The sequence below is a fragment of the Pseudomonas allii genome (assembly GCF_055380095.1).
The window spans coordinates 1,561,341-1,577,012 of record NZ_AP039450.1 but is presented as its reverse complement, the minus strand read 5'-3'; the positions used below and the strand labels follow the sequence as shown (position 1 = coordinate 1,577,012).

15 protein-coding genes and 1 pseudogene are annotated in these 15,672 nt (G+C 59.7%); 6 read left to right on the top strand and 10 right to left on the bottom strand.

The genetic code is table 11. The annotated features are described in order from the left end of the window. Positions 1 to 317 precede the first annotated feature (317 nt). The 3 genes from ACZ445_RS07080 to ACZ445_RS07070 all read right to left on the bottom strand — a co-directional run bounded on the left by ACZ445_RS07080 (position 318) and on the right by ACZ445_RS07070 (position 3,343). Positions 318 to 527, bottom strand: a complete 210-nt coding sequence (locus ACZ445_RS07080; protein WP_143518327.1) for an ATP-dependent helicase C-terminal domain-containing protein — start codon at positions 525 to 527, stop codon at positions 318 to 320. Between the two features lie 429 nt (positions 528 to 956). After that, positions 957 to 2,183, bottom strand: coding sequence for an MFS transporter (locus ACZ445_RS07075; RefSeq protein ID WP_179028865.1), 1,227 nt, complete (start codon positions 2,181 to 2,183; stop codon positions 957 to 959). Then, positions 2,180 to 3,343 (bottom strand): MFS transporter, encoded by a 1,164-nt coding sequence (locus ACZ445_RS07070; RefSeq protein WP_058425166.1) that lies wholly within the window; start codon positions 3,341 to 3,343, stop codon positions 2,180 to 2,182. The genes ACZ445_RS07075 and ACZ445_RS07070 overlap by 4 nt, the downstream gene beginning before the upstream one ends. A gap of 95 nt (positions 3,344 to 3,438) precedes the next feature. Here ACZ445_RS07070 and ACZ445_RS07065 point away from each other — a divergent pair, with 95 nt between their 5' ends. The 4 genes from ACZ445_RS07065 (at position 3,439) to ACZ445_RS07050 (ending at position 5,708) form a co-directional block, all read left to right on the top strand. Then, entirely contained in the window at positions 3,439 to 4,332 is an 894-nt protein-coding gene (locus tag ACZ445_RS07065) for a LysR family transcriptional regulator (protein ID WP_310862695.1), read from the top strand. A gap of 169 nt (positions 4,333 to 4,501) precedes the next feature. Next, a complete protein-coding gene (locus ACZ445_RS07060; RefSeq protein WP_310862694.1) occupies positions 4,502 to 4,684 on the top strand; it encodes a type II toxin-antitoxin system HicA family toxin in 183 nt (60 codons plus the stop codon). Positions 4,685 to 4,706: 22 nt separating this feature from the next. After that, complete coding sequence (locus ACZ445_RS07055; protein ID WP_071496822.1) at positions 4,707 to 5,117, top strand: type II toxin-antitoxin system HicB family antitoxin; 411 nt, start codon at positions 4,707 to 4,709, stop codon at positions 5,115 to 5,117. 90 nt (positions 5,118 to 5,207) lie between these two features. Continuing rightward, complete coding sequence (locus ACZ445_RS07050; RefSeq protein ID WP_310862693.1) at positions 5,208 to 5,708, top strand: methylated-DNA--[protein]-cysteine S-methyltransferase; 501 nt, start codon at positions 5,208 to 5,210, stop codon at positions 5,706 to 5,708. A gap of 65 nt (positions 5,709 to 5,773) precedes the next feature. Here ACZ445_RS07050 and ACZ445_RS07045 read toward each other — a convergent pair whose 3' ends face one another. The 6 genes from ACZ445_RS07045 to ACZ445_RS07020 all read right to left on the bottom strand — a co-directional run bounded on the left by ACZ445_RS07045 (position 5,774) and on the right by ACZ445_RS07020 (position 11,636). Then, positions 5,774 to 6,301 carry a DUF4142 domain-containing protein gene (locus tag ACZ445_RS07045; protein ID WP_016975135.1) on the bottom strand — a complete coding sequence of 176 codons (528 nt, stop codon included), beginning with the start codon at positions 6,299 to 6,301 and terminating at the stop codon, positions 5,774 to 5,776. A gap of 140 nt (positions 6,302 to 6,441) precedes the next feature. Next, positions 6,442 to 7,773, bottom strand: coding sequence for an MFS transporter (locus ACZ445_RS07040; RefSeq protein ID WP_310862692.1), 1,332 nt, complete (start codon positions 7,771 to 7,773; stop codon positions 6,442 to 6,444). 59 nt (positions 7,774 to 7,832) lie between these two features. Then, the gene (locus tag ACZ445_RS07035) at positions 7,833 to 8,774 is read right to left on the bottom strand and encodes a hydroxymethylglutaryl-CoA lyase (protein ID WP_179028863.1); all 942 of its coding nucleotides are present in this window, start codon (positions 8,772 to 8,774) and stop codon (positions 7,833 to 7,835) included. Then, positions 8,771 to 9,964, bottom strand: a complete 1,194-nt coding sequence (locus ACZ445_RS07030) for a CaiB/BaiF CoA transferase family protein (protein ID WP_179040613.1) — start codon at positions 9,962 to 9,964, stop codon at positions 8,771 to 8,773. The genes ACZ445_RS07035 and ACZ445_RS07030 overlap by 4 nt, the downstream gene beginning before the upstream one ends. Positions 9,965 to 10,053: 89 nt before the next feature. Next, positions 10,054 to 10,962: a LysR family transcriptional regulator gene (locus tag ACZ445_RS07025; protein WP_464708125.1), complete on the bottom strand. Its 909-nt coding sequence runs from the start codon at positions 10,960 to 10,962 to the stop codon at positions 10,054 to 10,056. After that, a complete protein-coding gene (locus ACZ445_RS07020) occupies positions 10,962 to 11,636 on the bottom strand; it encodes an NAD(P)H-binding protein (RefSeq protein ID WP_464708124.1) in 675 nt (224 codons plus the stop codon). The genes ACZ445_RS07025 and ACZ445_RS07020 overlap by 1 nt, the downstream gene beginning before the upstream one ends. Positions 11,637 to 11,972: 336 nt before the next feature. On the opposite strand from ACZ445_RS07020, the pseudogene ACZ445_RS07015 reads away from it, so the two are divergent. Both ACZ445_RS07015 and ACZ445_RS07010 read left to right on the top strand, forming a co-directional pair. Continuing rightward, positions 11,973 to 13,200: pseudogene (locus tag ACZ445_RS07015) on the top strand (aminotransferase class I/II-fold pyridoxal phosphate-dependent enzyme). Between the two features lie 99 nt (positions 13,201 to 13,299). Continuing rightward, entirely contained in the window at positions 13,300 to 14,457 is a 1,158-nt protein-coding gene (locus tag ACZ445_RS07010) for an MFS transporter (RefSeq protein ID WP_464708123.1), read from the top strand. On the opposite strand, the gene yiaY is transcribed toward ACZ445_RS07010, so the two are convergent. After that, a complete protein-coding gene (yiaY, locus tag ACZ445_RS07005; RefSeq protein WP_464708121.1) occupies positions 14,454 to 15,602 on the bottom strand; it encodes an L-threonine dehydrogenase in 1,149 nt (382 codons plus the stop codon). The two genes, ACZ445_RS07010 and yiaY, sit on opposite strands and share 4 nt — an antisense overlap. Positions 15,603 to 15,672: the final 70 nt, after the last annotated feature.

The following is a 15,672-nucleotide window of genomic DNA, read 5'->3' as shown; positions in this document are numbered from 1 at the left end:
TGATACATACCTGTGAACACTTCACGAAACGTTTGCATCAAGCATCGTGTCGCCGATGAGCCATTACGTTAACATCATGCCTTATTCGAATATTTTCGTGGGCAGAGACAACTTGGCTGCGATTATGCGCTGGAAAGATTTGACGATAAATGGAAGAAAAGTCTGCATGGCACACCTTCTGCCAACCGTGGGGACATTCCAGATAGGAAGTCGCGGCGTCAGTGTTGAATTCACCTTTGGATTCCATTGCTTCAAGGGCAACGTAATCGTCCGGCAGAGTCACCTTCGCTGGCTACAAAGCCGGCTTTGAGAAAGGCCTATCTACCCATGAGATCCTTCTTCTCTACACAGGTACTACACCACAAATTAGCTAGATCCTGGGTGACGGAGTTGTCGGTCGGTGACAGGAGATGCAGCATCGGCGGCTGGTTGGTGTAGTGGCCAATGTGAGAGATTTTTTCCACGCCAAAAAGCTCTTGTATCAGGCCTAGAGGATCAGGAGGGGCGATGGCAGGTTTCCTCTTCAAGAGTCACATTGTGAGTCAAAGACCGATTGGAGGAGTCACAACTTTATAACCAACGATTCCAAGGGCGAAAGCCGCTCGCGCATATACACACCTACACAACATTCGTACCTCCGTGTCCATTAAGGGTTCGATTCCCTCTACCCGCTCCACTCAGACTCTCGTTCCGCGTCAGGTTGTTTCTGACGAGGGATGCAAAAAACCGGTCCTTGGTGGCCGGTTTTTTATGCGCCGAATTTGATGGCTCGGGAGGGTGGCAACTGCACGCAGGCGAGTGAACCGGGTAGCTTTCGGGATACCGGCGCACTCCAGGGTGCCCTGGGTGCAGTTGCCATTGAACATGTAGCAGCTGACAAACCATAAATAGCCTCCCCATGGCGCACAACCCAACGCGTTCCGACGATTGTGTAGGCAACTTCGCAAGATCAGGCTTCAGCGGTCACCGCGTTGATGCGCGTTGCGTTTTTCGGCTCTGCTCCCCCTTGGCATGGACGGCCTGGAGTGAATCCCCCGCTGCACCACCCACGCCAACGGCAACGTCATCCCCAACACCCCGGCCAGCAGCATCACCGCCACCGGCACCCCCAGCGCATCCCCCACCCCGCCGAACACCACCGGCGCCAGCGCCCCGCCGCCAATCGTGCCGGTGTAGAACACGGCGAACGCCTGTTCGCGTTTCTCGGCTGGCGCCAGATCGGGCACCGCGCCGTACAGCACTGAAGATGTGCCATTGAGCACCAGCCCCAGCACCGGCAACATCACCATCAACCCGCTCAACGGCAGGTACACCGCCGCCACGATCAGCAGCGCCGTGCTGCCTTCCGTCAACCACACCGTCTTCAGCATGCCGATGCGCGCGCCCAGGTAACCGCAGAGTAATTTGCCGAACGCACCGCCGATAAACAGCAGGGTCAGGGCCAGGCCAATACCGGCGGTGCCCGCCCCCTTGCCTTGCAGCAGAAACGGCAGGAAGGTGAGAAAGCCCATGCGCACGGCACTGTCGAGGGTGCCGGTGAGGATCAGTGCGCGCAGGCCGGTGACGGAGCCTGTTCCAGTAAAGGGCTTGGCTTTTTTGGTCGAGGACGATTCAGATGTTTGCGCTGGAATAAGCCACCACAGCAACCCCGCCGCCGCCAAACCCAGCAACCCCAGCAACGTGGCACTGGCGCGCCAACTGATCACCGTGAGCAACAGGCCGACCAGGCCGGGGATCAGGGTTTTGCCGATGTCACCGCAGAAGTTGTACTGGGACAACGCCTGTTTGATTCCGCCACCGTCCTCATAGGCATCGCTGATCATCGAAGACGCCAGCGGGTGTTGGCTACTGGCCCCCAGCCCACCGAGCAGCAGCGCCAGCAACAGCATCAGCAGCCCGGTGGCCTGGCCCACCAACAGGTAAGCCGCGCCGGCGAGCGCGGTTCCGCCGACCAGCATCGGCACTCGGCCCCAGCGTTTCGCCGCGCGGCTGGCCATGAGCTGGAACACCGCCATCATCCCGGAATAGGCACCGCGCAACAGCCCGACCTGGGCGTAGGAGAAGGCGAATTGTGTTTGCCAGATCGGCAGTAACACGTAGATGACATCGGTCAGGCCATCATGCACGGCGTGGGCGCTGCAGCCGGCGATCAGCGTGCGACGGCGGGTTGCGATGGTGTTCATGGCGTCGGGATCAGTTGAGGTTTGGCGGGCTTCCAGCCGGTCAGGGCGATCAGCAAGGTCAACACCTGGAAGGTAATAATCAGCGCCACACACCCGGCCCAGCCCCAGCGTTCCCAGATCAATGCCGGGACAATGGCACCGCAACTGCCGCCCAGGTAGTAACACGTGAGATAAACACCCACAGCACCCGTTTTGTTGTCGCGGGCCGTAGCGGTGGTGAACGCGTTGGCCGCCGACTGCGCGAGGAATACGCCGGTAGAACTGAGGGCCAGGCCCACCACGATGCACCACAAGGAAGGCACCAGCGTCAGCGCCGAGCCGCTGATGCCCAGCAGCGCGGCCACACTCAGCAGTTCGGCGTGAGGCCGGGATTTGCTGAGGCGCCCGGCGATGGGAATCACGATCAGCGCCAGCAAAAACACCATATACAACGCACCCAACGCCGCAGGCCCCAGGTTGAACGGCGGTAATCCGAGGTACAAACCTGCGTAGGTAAACGATGCGACCTGGGAAAACAGCACGCAAAATCCTACGGCGTAGGCAGCCAGCAAGGGCTTGCTAAAAACCGCCGAGAACGAGGGTTGAACCTGCTCTGATCGCACCCGACTCATCGGCAACAGAAACTGGATAAACCCACCCACCATCAGGCTCAGCACCGCCAGCCATTCAAAGGCTTCGCGCCAGCCGACATATTCAGTCACGACGCCAGTGACGAAACGCCCGGCGAACCCACCGAGTACGGTCCCTGCCACATACAGGCTGGTGACTTCCGTCACCGTGCCGCCACGCCAGCGGTCGCCGATGTACGCCACGCTGGTGGCGAACACCACCGGGATCAACATCCCCGCCACAAACCGCCACACCAACACTTCGGCAAAGCTGTCGGCCCAGGCAGTCATCAGCGCCGGCAGCGCCAGCAGCAAGGCCGCCGCGCTGATCACCGTGCGTGGTTCGAAGCGCCCGGTCAGGCGGCTGACAAACGGCGCAGTGATCGCCACCGCCAACGTGGTCACGGTGATGCTCCACCCCGCCGCCTTGGCGCTGATGTGAAACTGCGCGGCAAAGGTCTGGAGAATGCTCTGGGTGGCATACAGGTTGAGGAACGCCGCGCAGCCACACAGGAACAGGGCAAGACGGGCACAATGCAGGCGCGGTTTCATGAAACCTCTCGTTTTATTTTGTGAGGTCTTTATAGAATGGCCGGCAGGTCTTGAACCAATACCGATTTCGGACCGATCGATACCCAAGGACCAGGATGCTCGACCTACGCAAGCTGCGTTACTTTCTGACCGTCGCCGAAGAATTGCACTTCGGCCGCGCCGCCATTCGCCTGCACCTGGCGCAGCCGCCGCTGACGCGACAGATCTCGGCGCTGGAGACCGAGCTAGGCTTCAAGCTGTTCGACCGCACCAGCCGCACGGTCACCCTCACCGCGCAAGGCCGCTCATTCCTGCCCTATGCACGCGGCGTACTGGAGCAGGTGGAATTGGCACAGGTGATCGCCGGCAAACTCGCGGCAGGTACGGCCGGGCAACTGGCGTTGGGCTATGTCAGTTCGATCGCACTGTCAGACCTGTTCAGCCAGGCGATCCAGGCGTTTGCCCAACGCTTTCCCGATGTGCAATTGACCCTGGTGGAATGCGCCTCGGGCAGCCTGGGTGCGCAAGTGGCAGATGGGCGGCTGGATATCGGCCTGAGTCGCCTGTTGCCGCAAGACGAAGCGGTGCAAGCGCTGTCCCTGGGCGAAGAACCCTTGGTGGCCGCCGTGTCCGGCGACAGCCCGCTGGCCAATCAACCCGACGTCAGCCTCGCGCAGCTCAGTGCCTACCCGTTGATTCTGTTTCCAGCGGATTATGGCTCGGGGCTCAACCAGTCCATCGAACAGCTGTATCGCCACCACGGCCAGCCGCTACGCCCCGGCCCGACCGGGCGCCAGATCACCTCTATCATTGCGCTGGTGGCCGCCGGCCAAGGCGTGGCGTTGGTGCCGGCATGTACGCAGAGCCTGATGAATAAAGGCGTGACGTACAGGCCGCTGGTGGAAGCGGATGCGTGTGCGCAGTTGTTGGTGCTGACCCGTGCAGAAACAAAAAGTGTACTGGTTGATGCGTTTCTTGCGGTCATTGCACAGACGCTACCGGCCCGGTAACGCCGCTGCAAAACCTCGCAATACCTCTGTGCAGCGCCATTCCGTCGCGCTCATACACTCCATTGACCACCTGCCGAATTGCCGGTCATCGACCACTGGTAGGTAGAGTGTTGATAATTTCAATTCAGTGGTTATATTCACCACCGTCACAACACCACAAGGAGGTGTTGTGGATAGCCGATATTTGATAGATCACATCGTCGCGGACGGTTGGTATCTGGTACACATCAGAGGCAGCCACCACCCCTTCAAGCACCCGACAAAACCGGGGCTGGTGACGATTCCCCATCCAAAGAAGGACCTGTTGGACAAGACCGCCAAGAGCATTTTGAAACAGGCTCTGCTGAGTTAACCGTCCGCGGAGGACAACAGACATGCTTTACCCGATTGCAATTTCAACCGGCGACGACGACCACGCCTGGGGCGTAGAAGTCCCGGATATTCCCGGCTGCTATTCCGCCGGCGATGACCTGGACGACGCCATGGCCATGGCCCGCGAAGCCATTGAAGGACATTTCGAAATCCTGGCGGAAGACGGTGCACCGATTCCCAGCGCGCAAAAGGTCACCTTGCACGCCGCCAACCCTCACTATGCAGGTTGCACCTGGGCGGTGGTGGACATTGATGTCACCAAGTACCTGGGCAAGGCGCAGAAGCTCAACATCACGCTGCCCGGTTATCTGTTGAACCGCATCGATGAATATGTGCTGCACCACCCGGAAGAAAAAAGCCGTTCCGGCTTTCTGGCCTCAGCGGCGCTTAAAGTGTTGCAGCAGGACCACTGAACAAATCGAATTCAATCGCAAGAAACGTAGTTTCCAGCTGGGCGGCGTGTTCTAGATTCAACGCTACCCCGCCCACCCAGGAGCCCGCTCATGTCCTACGAATACAAGCTCATGCCTTCGCCTGTCGGCGTACTCACCCTCGTGGCGCGCGATGGCAAGCTCGGTGCCATCCTCTGGGAAGAGGAACGCGCCAACCGTGTGCGCCTGGGTGAGCTGCACGAGGCCAATGACAGCCCGGTGTTGCTGGAAACCGAACGTCAGTTGCACGAGTACTTTGCCGGCACCCGCAACCAGTTCGACCTGGAGCTGGAGTTTACCGGCACCGATTTTCAGAAGCAGGTCTGGCAGGCGCTGCTCACCATTCCCTTTGGCGAAACCCGCAGCTACAGCCAAATTGCCCAGCAGATCGGCAACCCGAAGGCCGTCCGTGCAGTGGGCGCGGCCAATGGGCGTAACCCGATTTCGATCATTGCGCCCTGCCATCGGGTCATTGGTGCGTCAGGCGGCTTGACGGGCTTTGCGGGAGGTTTGGAAGCCAAGCAATACTTGCTCGCACTCGAAGGCACCGGCCAGACGGAAATGGCGTTCTAGCAAAGCCTGTAAAAAACGGCGGTTGGAGATGATCCAACCGCCGTTTTTCAATTCAAGTAACAGGTTCAGCCGTCGCCTTGATGGCCTTTGCCATAGGTCGACGCCAACGCGCGGGCTTTTTGCAGACGCTCTTCCAGCTTGGGCAGCGTCTCATCGACCAGGGCTTTTATCTCCGGCACATCCGATGCGGCACCTTCCTGCTTGAACAAGGCGATGGCGTCTTCATTTTCCTTCACCTGCTGTGCGGTGTAGGCCGCATCGAAGGAGTCGCCGTCCTTGAGTTCGGGCATCAGGGTTTCGGCTTTATCGACGATCTTCTCGCGCGGCGCCACGGGCAGGTCGAGCTTCTTGGCGATGGCCGCCAGGTGCTGGTTGGCCAGGGTGCGCTCGTTGATCACCTCGATGGTGTAGTCCTTGATTTCCTGGGACGAGGTCTTGGCGTGGGCCATGCGACTGGTTTCGATATCGGCCATGCCTTTGGCCGAAGCCTGCTCGATGAATTCAGCAGGCGACTGGGCGAAAGCATTGCTGGCGCCGAGGCCCAGCAGCATCGCGAAACTGGCGGTGCGTAACCGGATAGCCATGCGGCTCATGATGGGTTCCTCCAGGGCAAAAATAGGGGCGAGGGAATACACCTCGCCCTCATTTCGAATTTTGAGGGCGGTAAAGGTTTAGAAAAAACTCGCCGGTGCGACGAACGGTCCTCCTCCAATCAGCGGGGTTGCGGCCAGGATCAACCTTTATCGAGGGTGCGCAACTTCTGCGGCAGTCCCCACAGCAACAGCGCCGCCGCCAACAGCGCACACACTCCGATCACGTAAAGCGCCGGGGTGGTGCTGCCGGTGAGGTCCTTGATCCGCCCCACCATCACCGGGCTGACAATGCCGCCGAACTGCCCGAGGGTATTGATCACCGCAATGCCTCCCGCCGCGCCGGCACCGGCGCCGGCCAGCAGCTTGGGCGGCAAGGTCCAGAAGGTCGGGATCGAGGCGATGATACCCGCGCCCAACATGCCCAGGGCAATGATCAGGAAGGTGGTGTGGTCGGCAAAAATCCCGGCACTGAAGAAGCCTACCGCCCCCAGCACCACCAGGCCGCAGACAAACTTGCGCCGCTCGCCAGTGGCATCCGACAGCCGCCCGATCACCACCATGCTGATGGCGCCGCACACATAGGGAATCGCCGTGAGCAGGCCGATCATCACCGGGCTCTGGGTGCCGGCGCTGCGGATCAGTTGCGGCGCCCAGAAGTTGAGCCCGTAGGACGCCACCTGGATCAGGAAGTAGATAAAACCGAGCATCAGGAACCCAGGGATGCGGATCGCCGACAGCAACGAACCGCCGTGCTGGTTCGGCTCATGCTTGGCGATACGGCTTGCCAGCAACGTCTTCTCCGCCGGCGTCAGCCAATGGGCGTCTTCAATGCGATCCTTGAGCAACGTCAACACCAGGAACCCCAGGCCGATACAGGGCAAGCCGCCGAGCAGGAACAACCAGTGCCAGCCGCGCATTTGCAATACGCCGTCGAGGTGTTCCAGCACCAGCCCGGAAAACGGCGCGCCTACCAGGCCGGCAAACGCCGACGCGAGGAACAGCATCGACGTGATGCGCCCACGGAAGTGCTGCGGAAACCACAACGTCAGGTAATACAGCACCCCCGGCGCGAACCCCGCCTCCATCGCACCGATGATGAAACGCAGCCCGTAGAACTGCCATTCGGCCGTGACAAACACCATCGCCGCCGTCGCCAGGCCCCACGACATCATGATCCGTGCAATCCAGCGCCGGGCGCCGACCTTGTACAGCATCATGTTGCTCGGCACTTCGAAGATCACATACCCCACCACGAACAATCCGGCACCCAGGCCATAGGCGGTGTCGCTCAGGCTCAGGTCGGCTTGCAGCTGGAACTTGGCAAAGCTGATGTTGATCCGGTCAAAAAACGCGAACAGGTAGCACACCATGATCAGCGGCATCAGGCGCCAGGCGACCTTGCTGACCAGGGCTTTTTCGGCATCGATTTCAGCGGCCGGGCGCACGCCGGCCTCCAACGTGTTAGTGCTCATGGTTTCTCTCCAGCGGGCTGCTCAGCGGCGCCCGATTGTTTTTGTTGTCTGGTACGGCGTTACAGCGTGGCGATGTAGGCCGGCGGCGCATGCAGGTCGCCATTGCGCCCGGCCTTGGCCACCTGGCCAGGCAGTTCGTGGCCCAACAGGGCTGGCAAGCGGCGGGACAGGTGCAGCAGGTGCGGCAGGTCGATCCCGGTGTGAATCCCGACTTCTTCGCACAGGTTCACCAGGTCTTCCGTACAGATATTGCCCGACGCCCCCGGCGCAAACGGGCAGCCGCCCAAACCACCTAGCGCCGCATCAAAACGACGGGCACCGGCCTCATAAGCAGCCAGCACATTGCACAAACCCAAGCCGCGAGTGTTGTGGAAATGCAGGGTCAGGTCACGGGCGGATACGCGCTGCAGCACGCGCTTGACCAGGCGCTCCACCTGACGCGGATTAGCCATGCCTGTGGTGTCAGCCAGGCTGATGCCCTGGATGCCCAGTTCAAGATAGGCGTCAACGATCTGCAGCACGCGGTCTTCGTCGATCCGGCCCTCGAACGGGCAACCGAAGGTAGTGGCGATGCTGCCGTTGAGCGTTACCGGATGCTCGGCGGCAAACCGTGTGATATCGCCAAACGCTGCCAACGACGCTTCACAACGCATACGCAGATTGGCCAGGTTATGAGTCTGGCTGGCGGACATCACCAGGTTCAACTCATCGGCGCGGGACTCGATGGCACGCTGGGCGCCCTTGAGGTTGGGGATCAGCGCGACGTAGATCACGCCCGGCTTGCGATCGATGCCCTGGAACACCGGCTCGCCATCGCGCAACGCCGGGATGGCCTTGGGCGACACGAATGAGCCGGCCTCGATCCGCGAAAAACCGGCGTGGGACAGTTGGTCGATCAAGGCGATCTTGTCCGCTGTTTCGACCCAGGTCGGCTCGATTTGCAGGCCGTCGCGCGGGGAGACTTCCTGCACGATCAGTGGGTCGCAATAGTCTGTGATCATTGCACCACTCCCGAGGTTTTCAGGCGTTGGATATCGACACCGGCCAGGCCCAGGCTGCCAAGAATTTCGTCGGTGTGCTGGCCCAGGGTCGGGCCTTGCCAGTTGACGCCGCCGGGGGTCTCCGAGAGTTTGGGCACGATGCCCGGCATCTTCACCGACACACCGCCGGGCAGCTCGGCATTGAGCAACATCTCACGCGCCTGGTAGTGCGGGTCGCTGACGATATCCGCCACGGAGTAGATGCGTCCGGCCGGCACTTCGGCGGCTTCCAGGGCGCCGAGCACCTGCTCGATGGGCAGGCTGCTGGTCCAGTGGGTGATCGCGGCGTCGAGCAGACCACTCTTGGCGGCGCGGCCATCGTTATGGGCAAACTCGGGGGCTTCGGCCAGGTCGGCGCGGCCGATGGTGTGCATCAGGCGCTTGTAGATCGGGTCGCTGTTGCCGGCGATCACCACGTAGGCCCCGTCGGCGGTCAGGTAGGTGTTGGACGGCGCAATGCCCGGCAAGGCGCCGCCGCTGCGTTCACGCACATGGCCGAGCATGTCGTATTCCGGCACCAGGCTTTCCATCAGGTTGAACACGCTTTCGGCCAGCGACACGTCGACAATCTGCCCATCGCCCTGCCCGGTCTTGACCCGCAGCAGCGACATCAGCGCGCCGATCACGCCATGCAGTGACGCCAACGAATCCCCCAGGCTTACGCCGACCCGCGCCGGTGGCGAGTCCGGGTTGCCGGTGGTGTAGCGGATGCCGCCCATCGCCTCGCCGATGGCGCCGAAACCAGGACGGTCGCGATACGGGCCGGTCTGCCCATAGCCAGAGATACGCACCAGGGTCAGCTTGGGGTTGAGCGCATGCAGCACGTCCCAGCCGAGGCCGAGCTTTTCCAGGCCGCCGGGGCGCAGGTTTTCGATAAGCACGTCGGCGTCGCCGAGCAATTGCTTGATCAGGTCCAGGCCTTCCGGCGACTTGAGGTCCAGGGCCAGGGACTTCTTGTTGCGCGATTGCAGGTACCACCACAGCGACGTGCCTTCGTGCAGCTTTCGCCATTTGCGAAGTGGGTCACCCTGGCCCATGGCTTCGATCTTGATCACCTCGGCGCCAAACTCGGCCATCAGCCGGGCGGCGAACGGCGCGGCAATCAGGGTGCCGATCTCGATCACCTTGATACCGCTCAGGGGAGCCGTCATGGGGTGCACCTCTTATTCTTGGAATGTGGCGCCAAGACTAGAGGCCAGGTGCAGGAGAAATCCAACCGTCAGTTGGCAAGCAGCGTTCGCTAAACGCGAACGCTCAAATAATCGAACAACAATCGACTGACCGGTGACAGCTGGGTTTCATCGCGTACCACCAGGATCAGGCTGCGATCCGACCAATCGTCCGTGAGCGGTACGGCATGCAAACCCAGTGCGCGACCAAACAATTCGTACGCCTTCTGCGGCAGGATGCCGATGCCCATATTCGCCTGCACCATCCGGCACATCGCATCAAACCCCGGCACATGAATGCGCAGGCGCAGCAGCTTGCCCGCCTCGCGTGCAGCAGCGTGGGTGCGCATGTTGATGGAGCTGGCAGCGTGCAGGCCGACGTAATCGCTGTCGAGGGTGTCGACGAACGCCAGGCTTTCACGGGTGGCCAACGAATGATCCTTCGGCATCAGCACCACCAGTTTGTCGTGGCGATAGGTTACGCCGGGCAGTCCTTTGGTGTCGGTGTCACTGGAGCAGATCCCCAGGTCCGCGACGCCATCCAATACGCCCTGCACCACGCCTTTGCTGGGGCGTTCTTCCAGGTCGGTTTTGACTTCGGGGTGCAGTCTGGAAAAGTCCCGCAGGTCTTCCGGCAGGAACTGAATGATCGCCGACAGATTGGCCAGCATCCGCACGTAGCCGCGCACACCGTGGATATGTTCGCCCAGTTCCAGGCCCATCTTTTCGACGTTGAACAGCATCTGCCGCGCATGGTGCAACAGGGTCTCGCCGGCGGCCGTCAGGTCCATGCCCTTGGCCCGCCGCACAAACAGGCTCACGCCCAGCACCTGCTCCAACTCCATCAAGCGCTTGCTGGCGGCGGACACGGCGATGGCTTCGCGGTTGGCGGCGCGGGTCAGTGTGCCTTCCTCGAACACCGCGACGAACAACTGCAGCGTGATCAAGTCCAGCCGACGCACCAGGCTCTTGTGCAGCATCAGCGACGCTCGCTGGCCAGCCGGTTGATCTCGGCTTGTTCCACCACCGGCTGCGGCGCGCCGTGACTGGCCGCCTGCAACATCGCCCGGCCCACCGTCTCGGTACTCACCACCCAACCCGGTTTCAGCCGCCGTACACACGACAACAGGGGGCCAAGCACCGAGTAGAAGGATTGGTAAAGCGGCGTCTTCGAACGCACGCCATGCAAGGGTTGGATGACGCCCGGACGGAACAGGTACACCGCCTTGAACGGCAGGCGCAGCAAGGCGTTCTCGGTCTTGCCCTTGACCCTTGCCCACATCGACTTGCCCGCCTCGGAACTGTCGGTTCCGGCGCCGGATACATAGATAAAGGTCATCTGCGGATTGAGCCGCGCCAGGGTGCTGGCGGCGACCAGGGTGAGGTCGTAGGTGAGGTGGGTGTACCTGGTTTCATTCATGCCCGCCGATGAAACGCCGAGGCAGAAGAAACACGCATCAAAGCCTTGCAGCAGGTTTTCCAGGGGTTGGAAATCCAGCATGTCGCTGTGCAACACCTGGTGCAGCTTGCCGTGTTCCTGGGTCAGGGGCGTGCGACCGACGGCGACCACTTCCTGCACGTCGGCGGCCAGCAGGCACTCGCGTAGCACGCCCTGGCCGACCATGCCGGTGGCGCCGAATAACAGAATCCTCATCCACTACTCCCTTCATCCCGCTGGTTTTGACTACCTGAGAGACAGGTCTTCGGAGGCTATCGTCACATTAGGCCCTTGCACTACCACCTTACTCAATAGGGTGACAGGTGACTTCATCAAATCGTACGACGCCTCTTGGTATAGCTCAAAACACCACGATAAAAAACGCCTTGATCTGGTTACCAAGTCAGTGCAGATGAATACACACCATTGAAGATTGTAGGAAGTTACACACATAAAAATATCTTCCGACTGTCACCTCAAAAAGAAAGCCCTGACTTAACCTTCAAAAAATACCCATTAATGTTATTTCTCTCCATCGCCAAGGACAGAAAAATGGAAACCTCCAGGTCAACCAACAAATTCTCAAACTATAAAAAAATCATCCAAACCTCCAACGAAGACTGGGAATCGGCCAAAGAAGGACTAACCTGCGAACTTAATGCAACCATCAAAAGCAACAACTGCTTTGTCGACCAATACGGCCGTGAACTTCAACATTTCTGCACCACCTCCTACCTCGGACTTGATTACAACCAGCAAATACTGGATGGCGCTATCCAAGGGATACTCAAAGCCAAGACCCTGCGAGTAGCGAACTCAAAAAAATAGATGCAAGCTGGACATGCTCGAACAATATGAAACAGCGCTTTCAACGCTTTTCAACTCAATCTGCCTGAGCACCTTATCTTGCAGCGCGGCCAGCGCTGGATTACTGCCCTTACTTGCCAGCGGAGCGTTTACCAAAAACGTCCCCCCTACGATGATATTCGACAGACATTCTCACTATTCAATGAACTATATGAAGGCCTCCTGCGCGGATGAAACAGAAGTAATAACCGCGCCGCATAATGACATAGACTTTATTGAAGAGTTATGTAAGAAACACAAGAAAGTCGCCTACGTAGCCGATGGCATCTACAGCATGGGTGGAAAGGCGGATATTGACGGTTTGATCTACCTTAAATCCCGCTATGGTCTATTTTTATATCTGGACGACTCGCATGCGCTGTCAGCTATTGGAGAGAAAGGAAAAGGCTTCATCCGCCCTAATTTTCAAACGCTAGACGATCAAACCTTAATCGTTGCATCGCTCGGCAAATCATTCGGCGCTAGTGGAGGACTGGTTATGTTTGGCACCGAAAAACAAAAAAGCCTCATGCATCGATACGGTGGGCCCAGCAACTGGTCCCAGAGTCTAAATTCTGCCGCTATTGGTGCTGGCCTTGCCTCTGTAAAAATTCACCAAACGAAGGAACTGACTCTTCTTCAAGATAAACTCCTCACCAACATCCAATTATTTGACAGACTCATCGAAACTGCGCAGTACGGCACGAGTACTGCAATCCGTCTGGTGACCTGCGGCGAGGCGGAAAAAGCGAACACAATCGCAGCACAACTCGCCAACAGTGGCTTCTTCACGTCAGCTGTATTTTTCCCTGTTGTTCCCAGAGGAAAAGCCGCAATTCGTATAACGCTTCGAGCAGATATGACCCATGAAACAATACGTTTATTTTGCTCAAGGCTCCTGAGTCTGATAGAAGAAAATAAAAGTAATCGCTGAATTACACACTTTTCAAAAATGAAGAGTTTCAAACGACACGATTCATATAACTCGACTTCCGACGATTTGTTCAGAACTCACGCAGGCGGTTTCCTCGTCTTGAAAAATACCACCACCCTTGTCATAGCCTGCAGCGCCGCCTTCCTCGCCCAAGTCGGCATCAGCAGCTACCTGCCCGCCGTCCCCGCCATTGCCCACGCCCTCCCCGCGGCCGAGGAACACGTCGCGCTGGCCCTGGCGATCTACTTGGTCGGCATGGCATCACCGATGTTGCTGTGGGGCAGCCTGGGCGAACGTTTCGGACGTAAGCCGGTGCTATTGGCGGCGCTCTGCGTGTATGCGCTAGCGAGTGCGGCGATTGCCTCGGCGTCCAGCGTTGAAGTCTTCCTGTCATTGCGGCTGGTTCAAGGGTTGGGGGCAGGCGGTGTTTCGGTGATGGCGCGGGTGTTGGTGCGCGACAGCTTCAGCGGTGCATTGCTGGCAAAAGGGTTGTCGTGGCTGGGCATGACTTTCGTGATTGCTTTGGGCATCGGTCAATTCGTTGGGTCGTTGTTGCAGGTGGTCTTCGGCTGGGAGGCGATCTTCTACGGATTGGCGATTGGCGCAGTCGGTTTGATGCTGGTGTTGAACCGGGTGATATTCCCTGCACGGGTAAAGGTCGATACATCGGCATCTGCCTGGCGTATCTACGCCATGATCATGCGGCATCCGCCGTTTCTGCACGCGGCGTTGGTCGGTGGCCTGGGTTATGGGGTGATCATCGCCTTCAACACCTGTGCACCGTTGATTCTGCAAGGGCGTTTCGAGTGGAGCGCGGCGCAATATGGCTGGCTGGGTTGGCCAATCAGCGTGGCGTATCTGGCGGGGGCATTAATGGTCAATCGCTTCGTTGCTCGCACGGGGCGGCTGAAAATGATGGGCTGGGGCATGACCCTGCTTCTAACGGGAACGGCTGTGATGTTGCTGGGCAGTGTGTTTGCTGTCGGAATCGCTGTCTTGCTGTGGCTGCCTTACTGCGTGGCGGTGCTGGGGCAATCGATGAGTTACCCGATCAGTTTGTCCCTGGCCAACGATGCCTCACCGGTGAGCGGCTCCTACGCCATGGCGTTGAGCGGCTTTATGCATCAGTTGATGGCCGCGTTGATCGGCGGCGTGGCGAGCCTGCTGGTGAGTCAACAGGCGTGGCCGTTGGCGATTTTATGTGTGGTGTTGGCGGGCGCCGCATCGATATGCGTCGCCCGTTATCGGACGGATTAAAACGCGCTGCGAAAGATCTCCTCGATCTGCCGCTGGTCCGCGCGCCGTGGGTTGGTCAGGCCGCACGCATCCTTCAATGCGTTGGTCGCCAGCAGGGGAATGTCCTGCAACTTGGCGCCCAGTTCGCGCAACCCGGCCGGGATGTCGACGTCGTGGGCCAGGCTGCGAATCGCGGCGATGGCGGCCTGGGCGCCCTCTTCATCGGTGATGCCCTTGATGTCCGCGCCCAACGCTCGGCCCACGTCGCTCAGGCGTTTGGCGCTGACGCTGGCGTTGAAGCTTTGTACGTGGGGCAACAACACCGCGTTGCACACGCCGTGGGGCAGGTCGTAGAAACCGCCCAACTGATGGGCCATGGCGTGTACGAAACCCAGGGACGCATTGTTGAACGCCATCCCGGCGAGGAACTGCGCATAGGCCATGTTTTCCCGTGCGGCCTTGTCGGTGCCGTCGCGAACGGCCAGGCGCAGGTTGGCGCTGATCAGTTCGATGGCCTTGATCGCACAGGCGTCGGTGATCGGTGTGGCGGCGGTGGACACGTAGGCTTCGATGGCGTGGGTCAGCGCATCCATGCCGGTGGCAGCGGTGAGGCCCTTGGGCATGCCGACCATCAGCGACGGATCGTTGACCGACAGCAGCGGCGTGACGTTGCGGTCGACGATGGCCATTTTCACGTGGCGGCTTTCGTCGGTGATGATGCAGAAGCGGGTCATCTCGCTGGCGGTGCCGGCGGTGGTGTTGATGGCCACCAGCGGCAGTTGCGGCTTGCTCGATTGGTCGACGCCTTCGTAGTCGCCGATATGCCCGCCGTTGGTGGCGCATAGGGCAATACCCTTGGCGCAGTCATGGGGCGAGCCACCGCCCAGGGACACCACGAAATCGCAGGCGCTCTGCTGCAACAGCGCCAGGCCTTTCTCGACGTTTTCCACATTGGGGTTGGGCTTGGCGCCGTCGTAGATCACCGAATCGATGTCCTGCATCGCCAGTTTCTCGGCGATCATGCTGGCTACGCCGGCCTTGGCCAGACCGGCATCGGTGACGATCAACGCCTTGCGAAAACCATAGTTGCGGATGGCGATCATGGCTTCGTCGAGGCAGTCGGTGCCCATGATGTTGACGGCGGGGATGAAGAAGGTGCTGCTCATGGTCAATCCTCAGAGGCTTTATGCCTACAGAATCAACCGGTGACGCGTTCTGCATCTTGATCAGGATCAA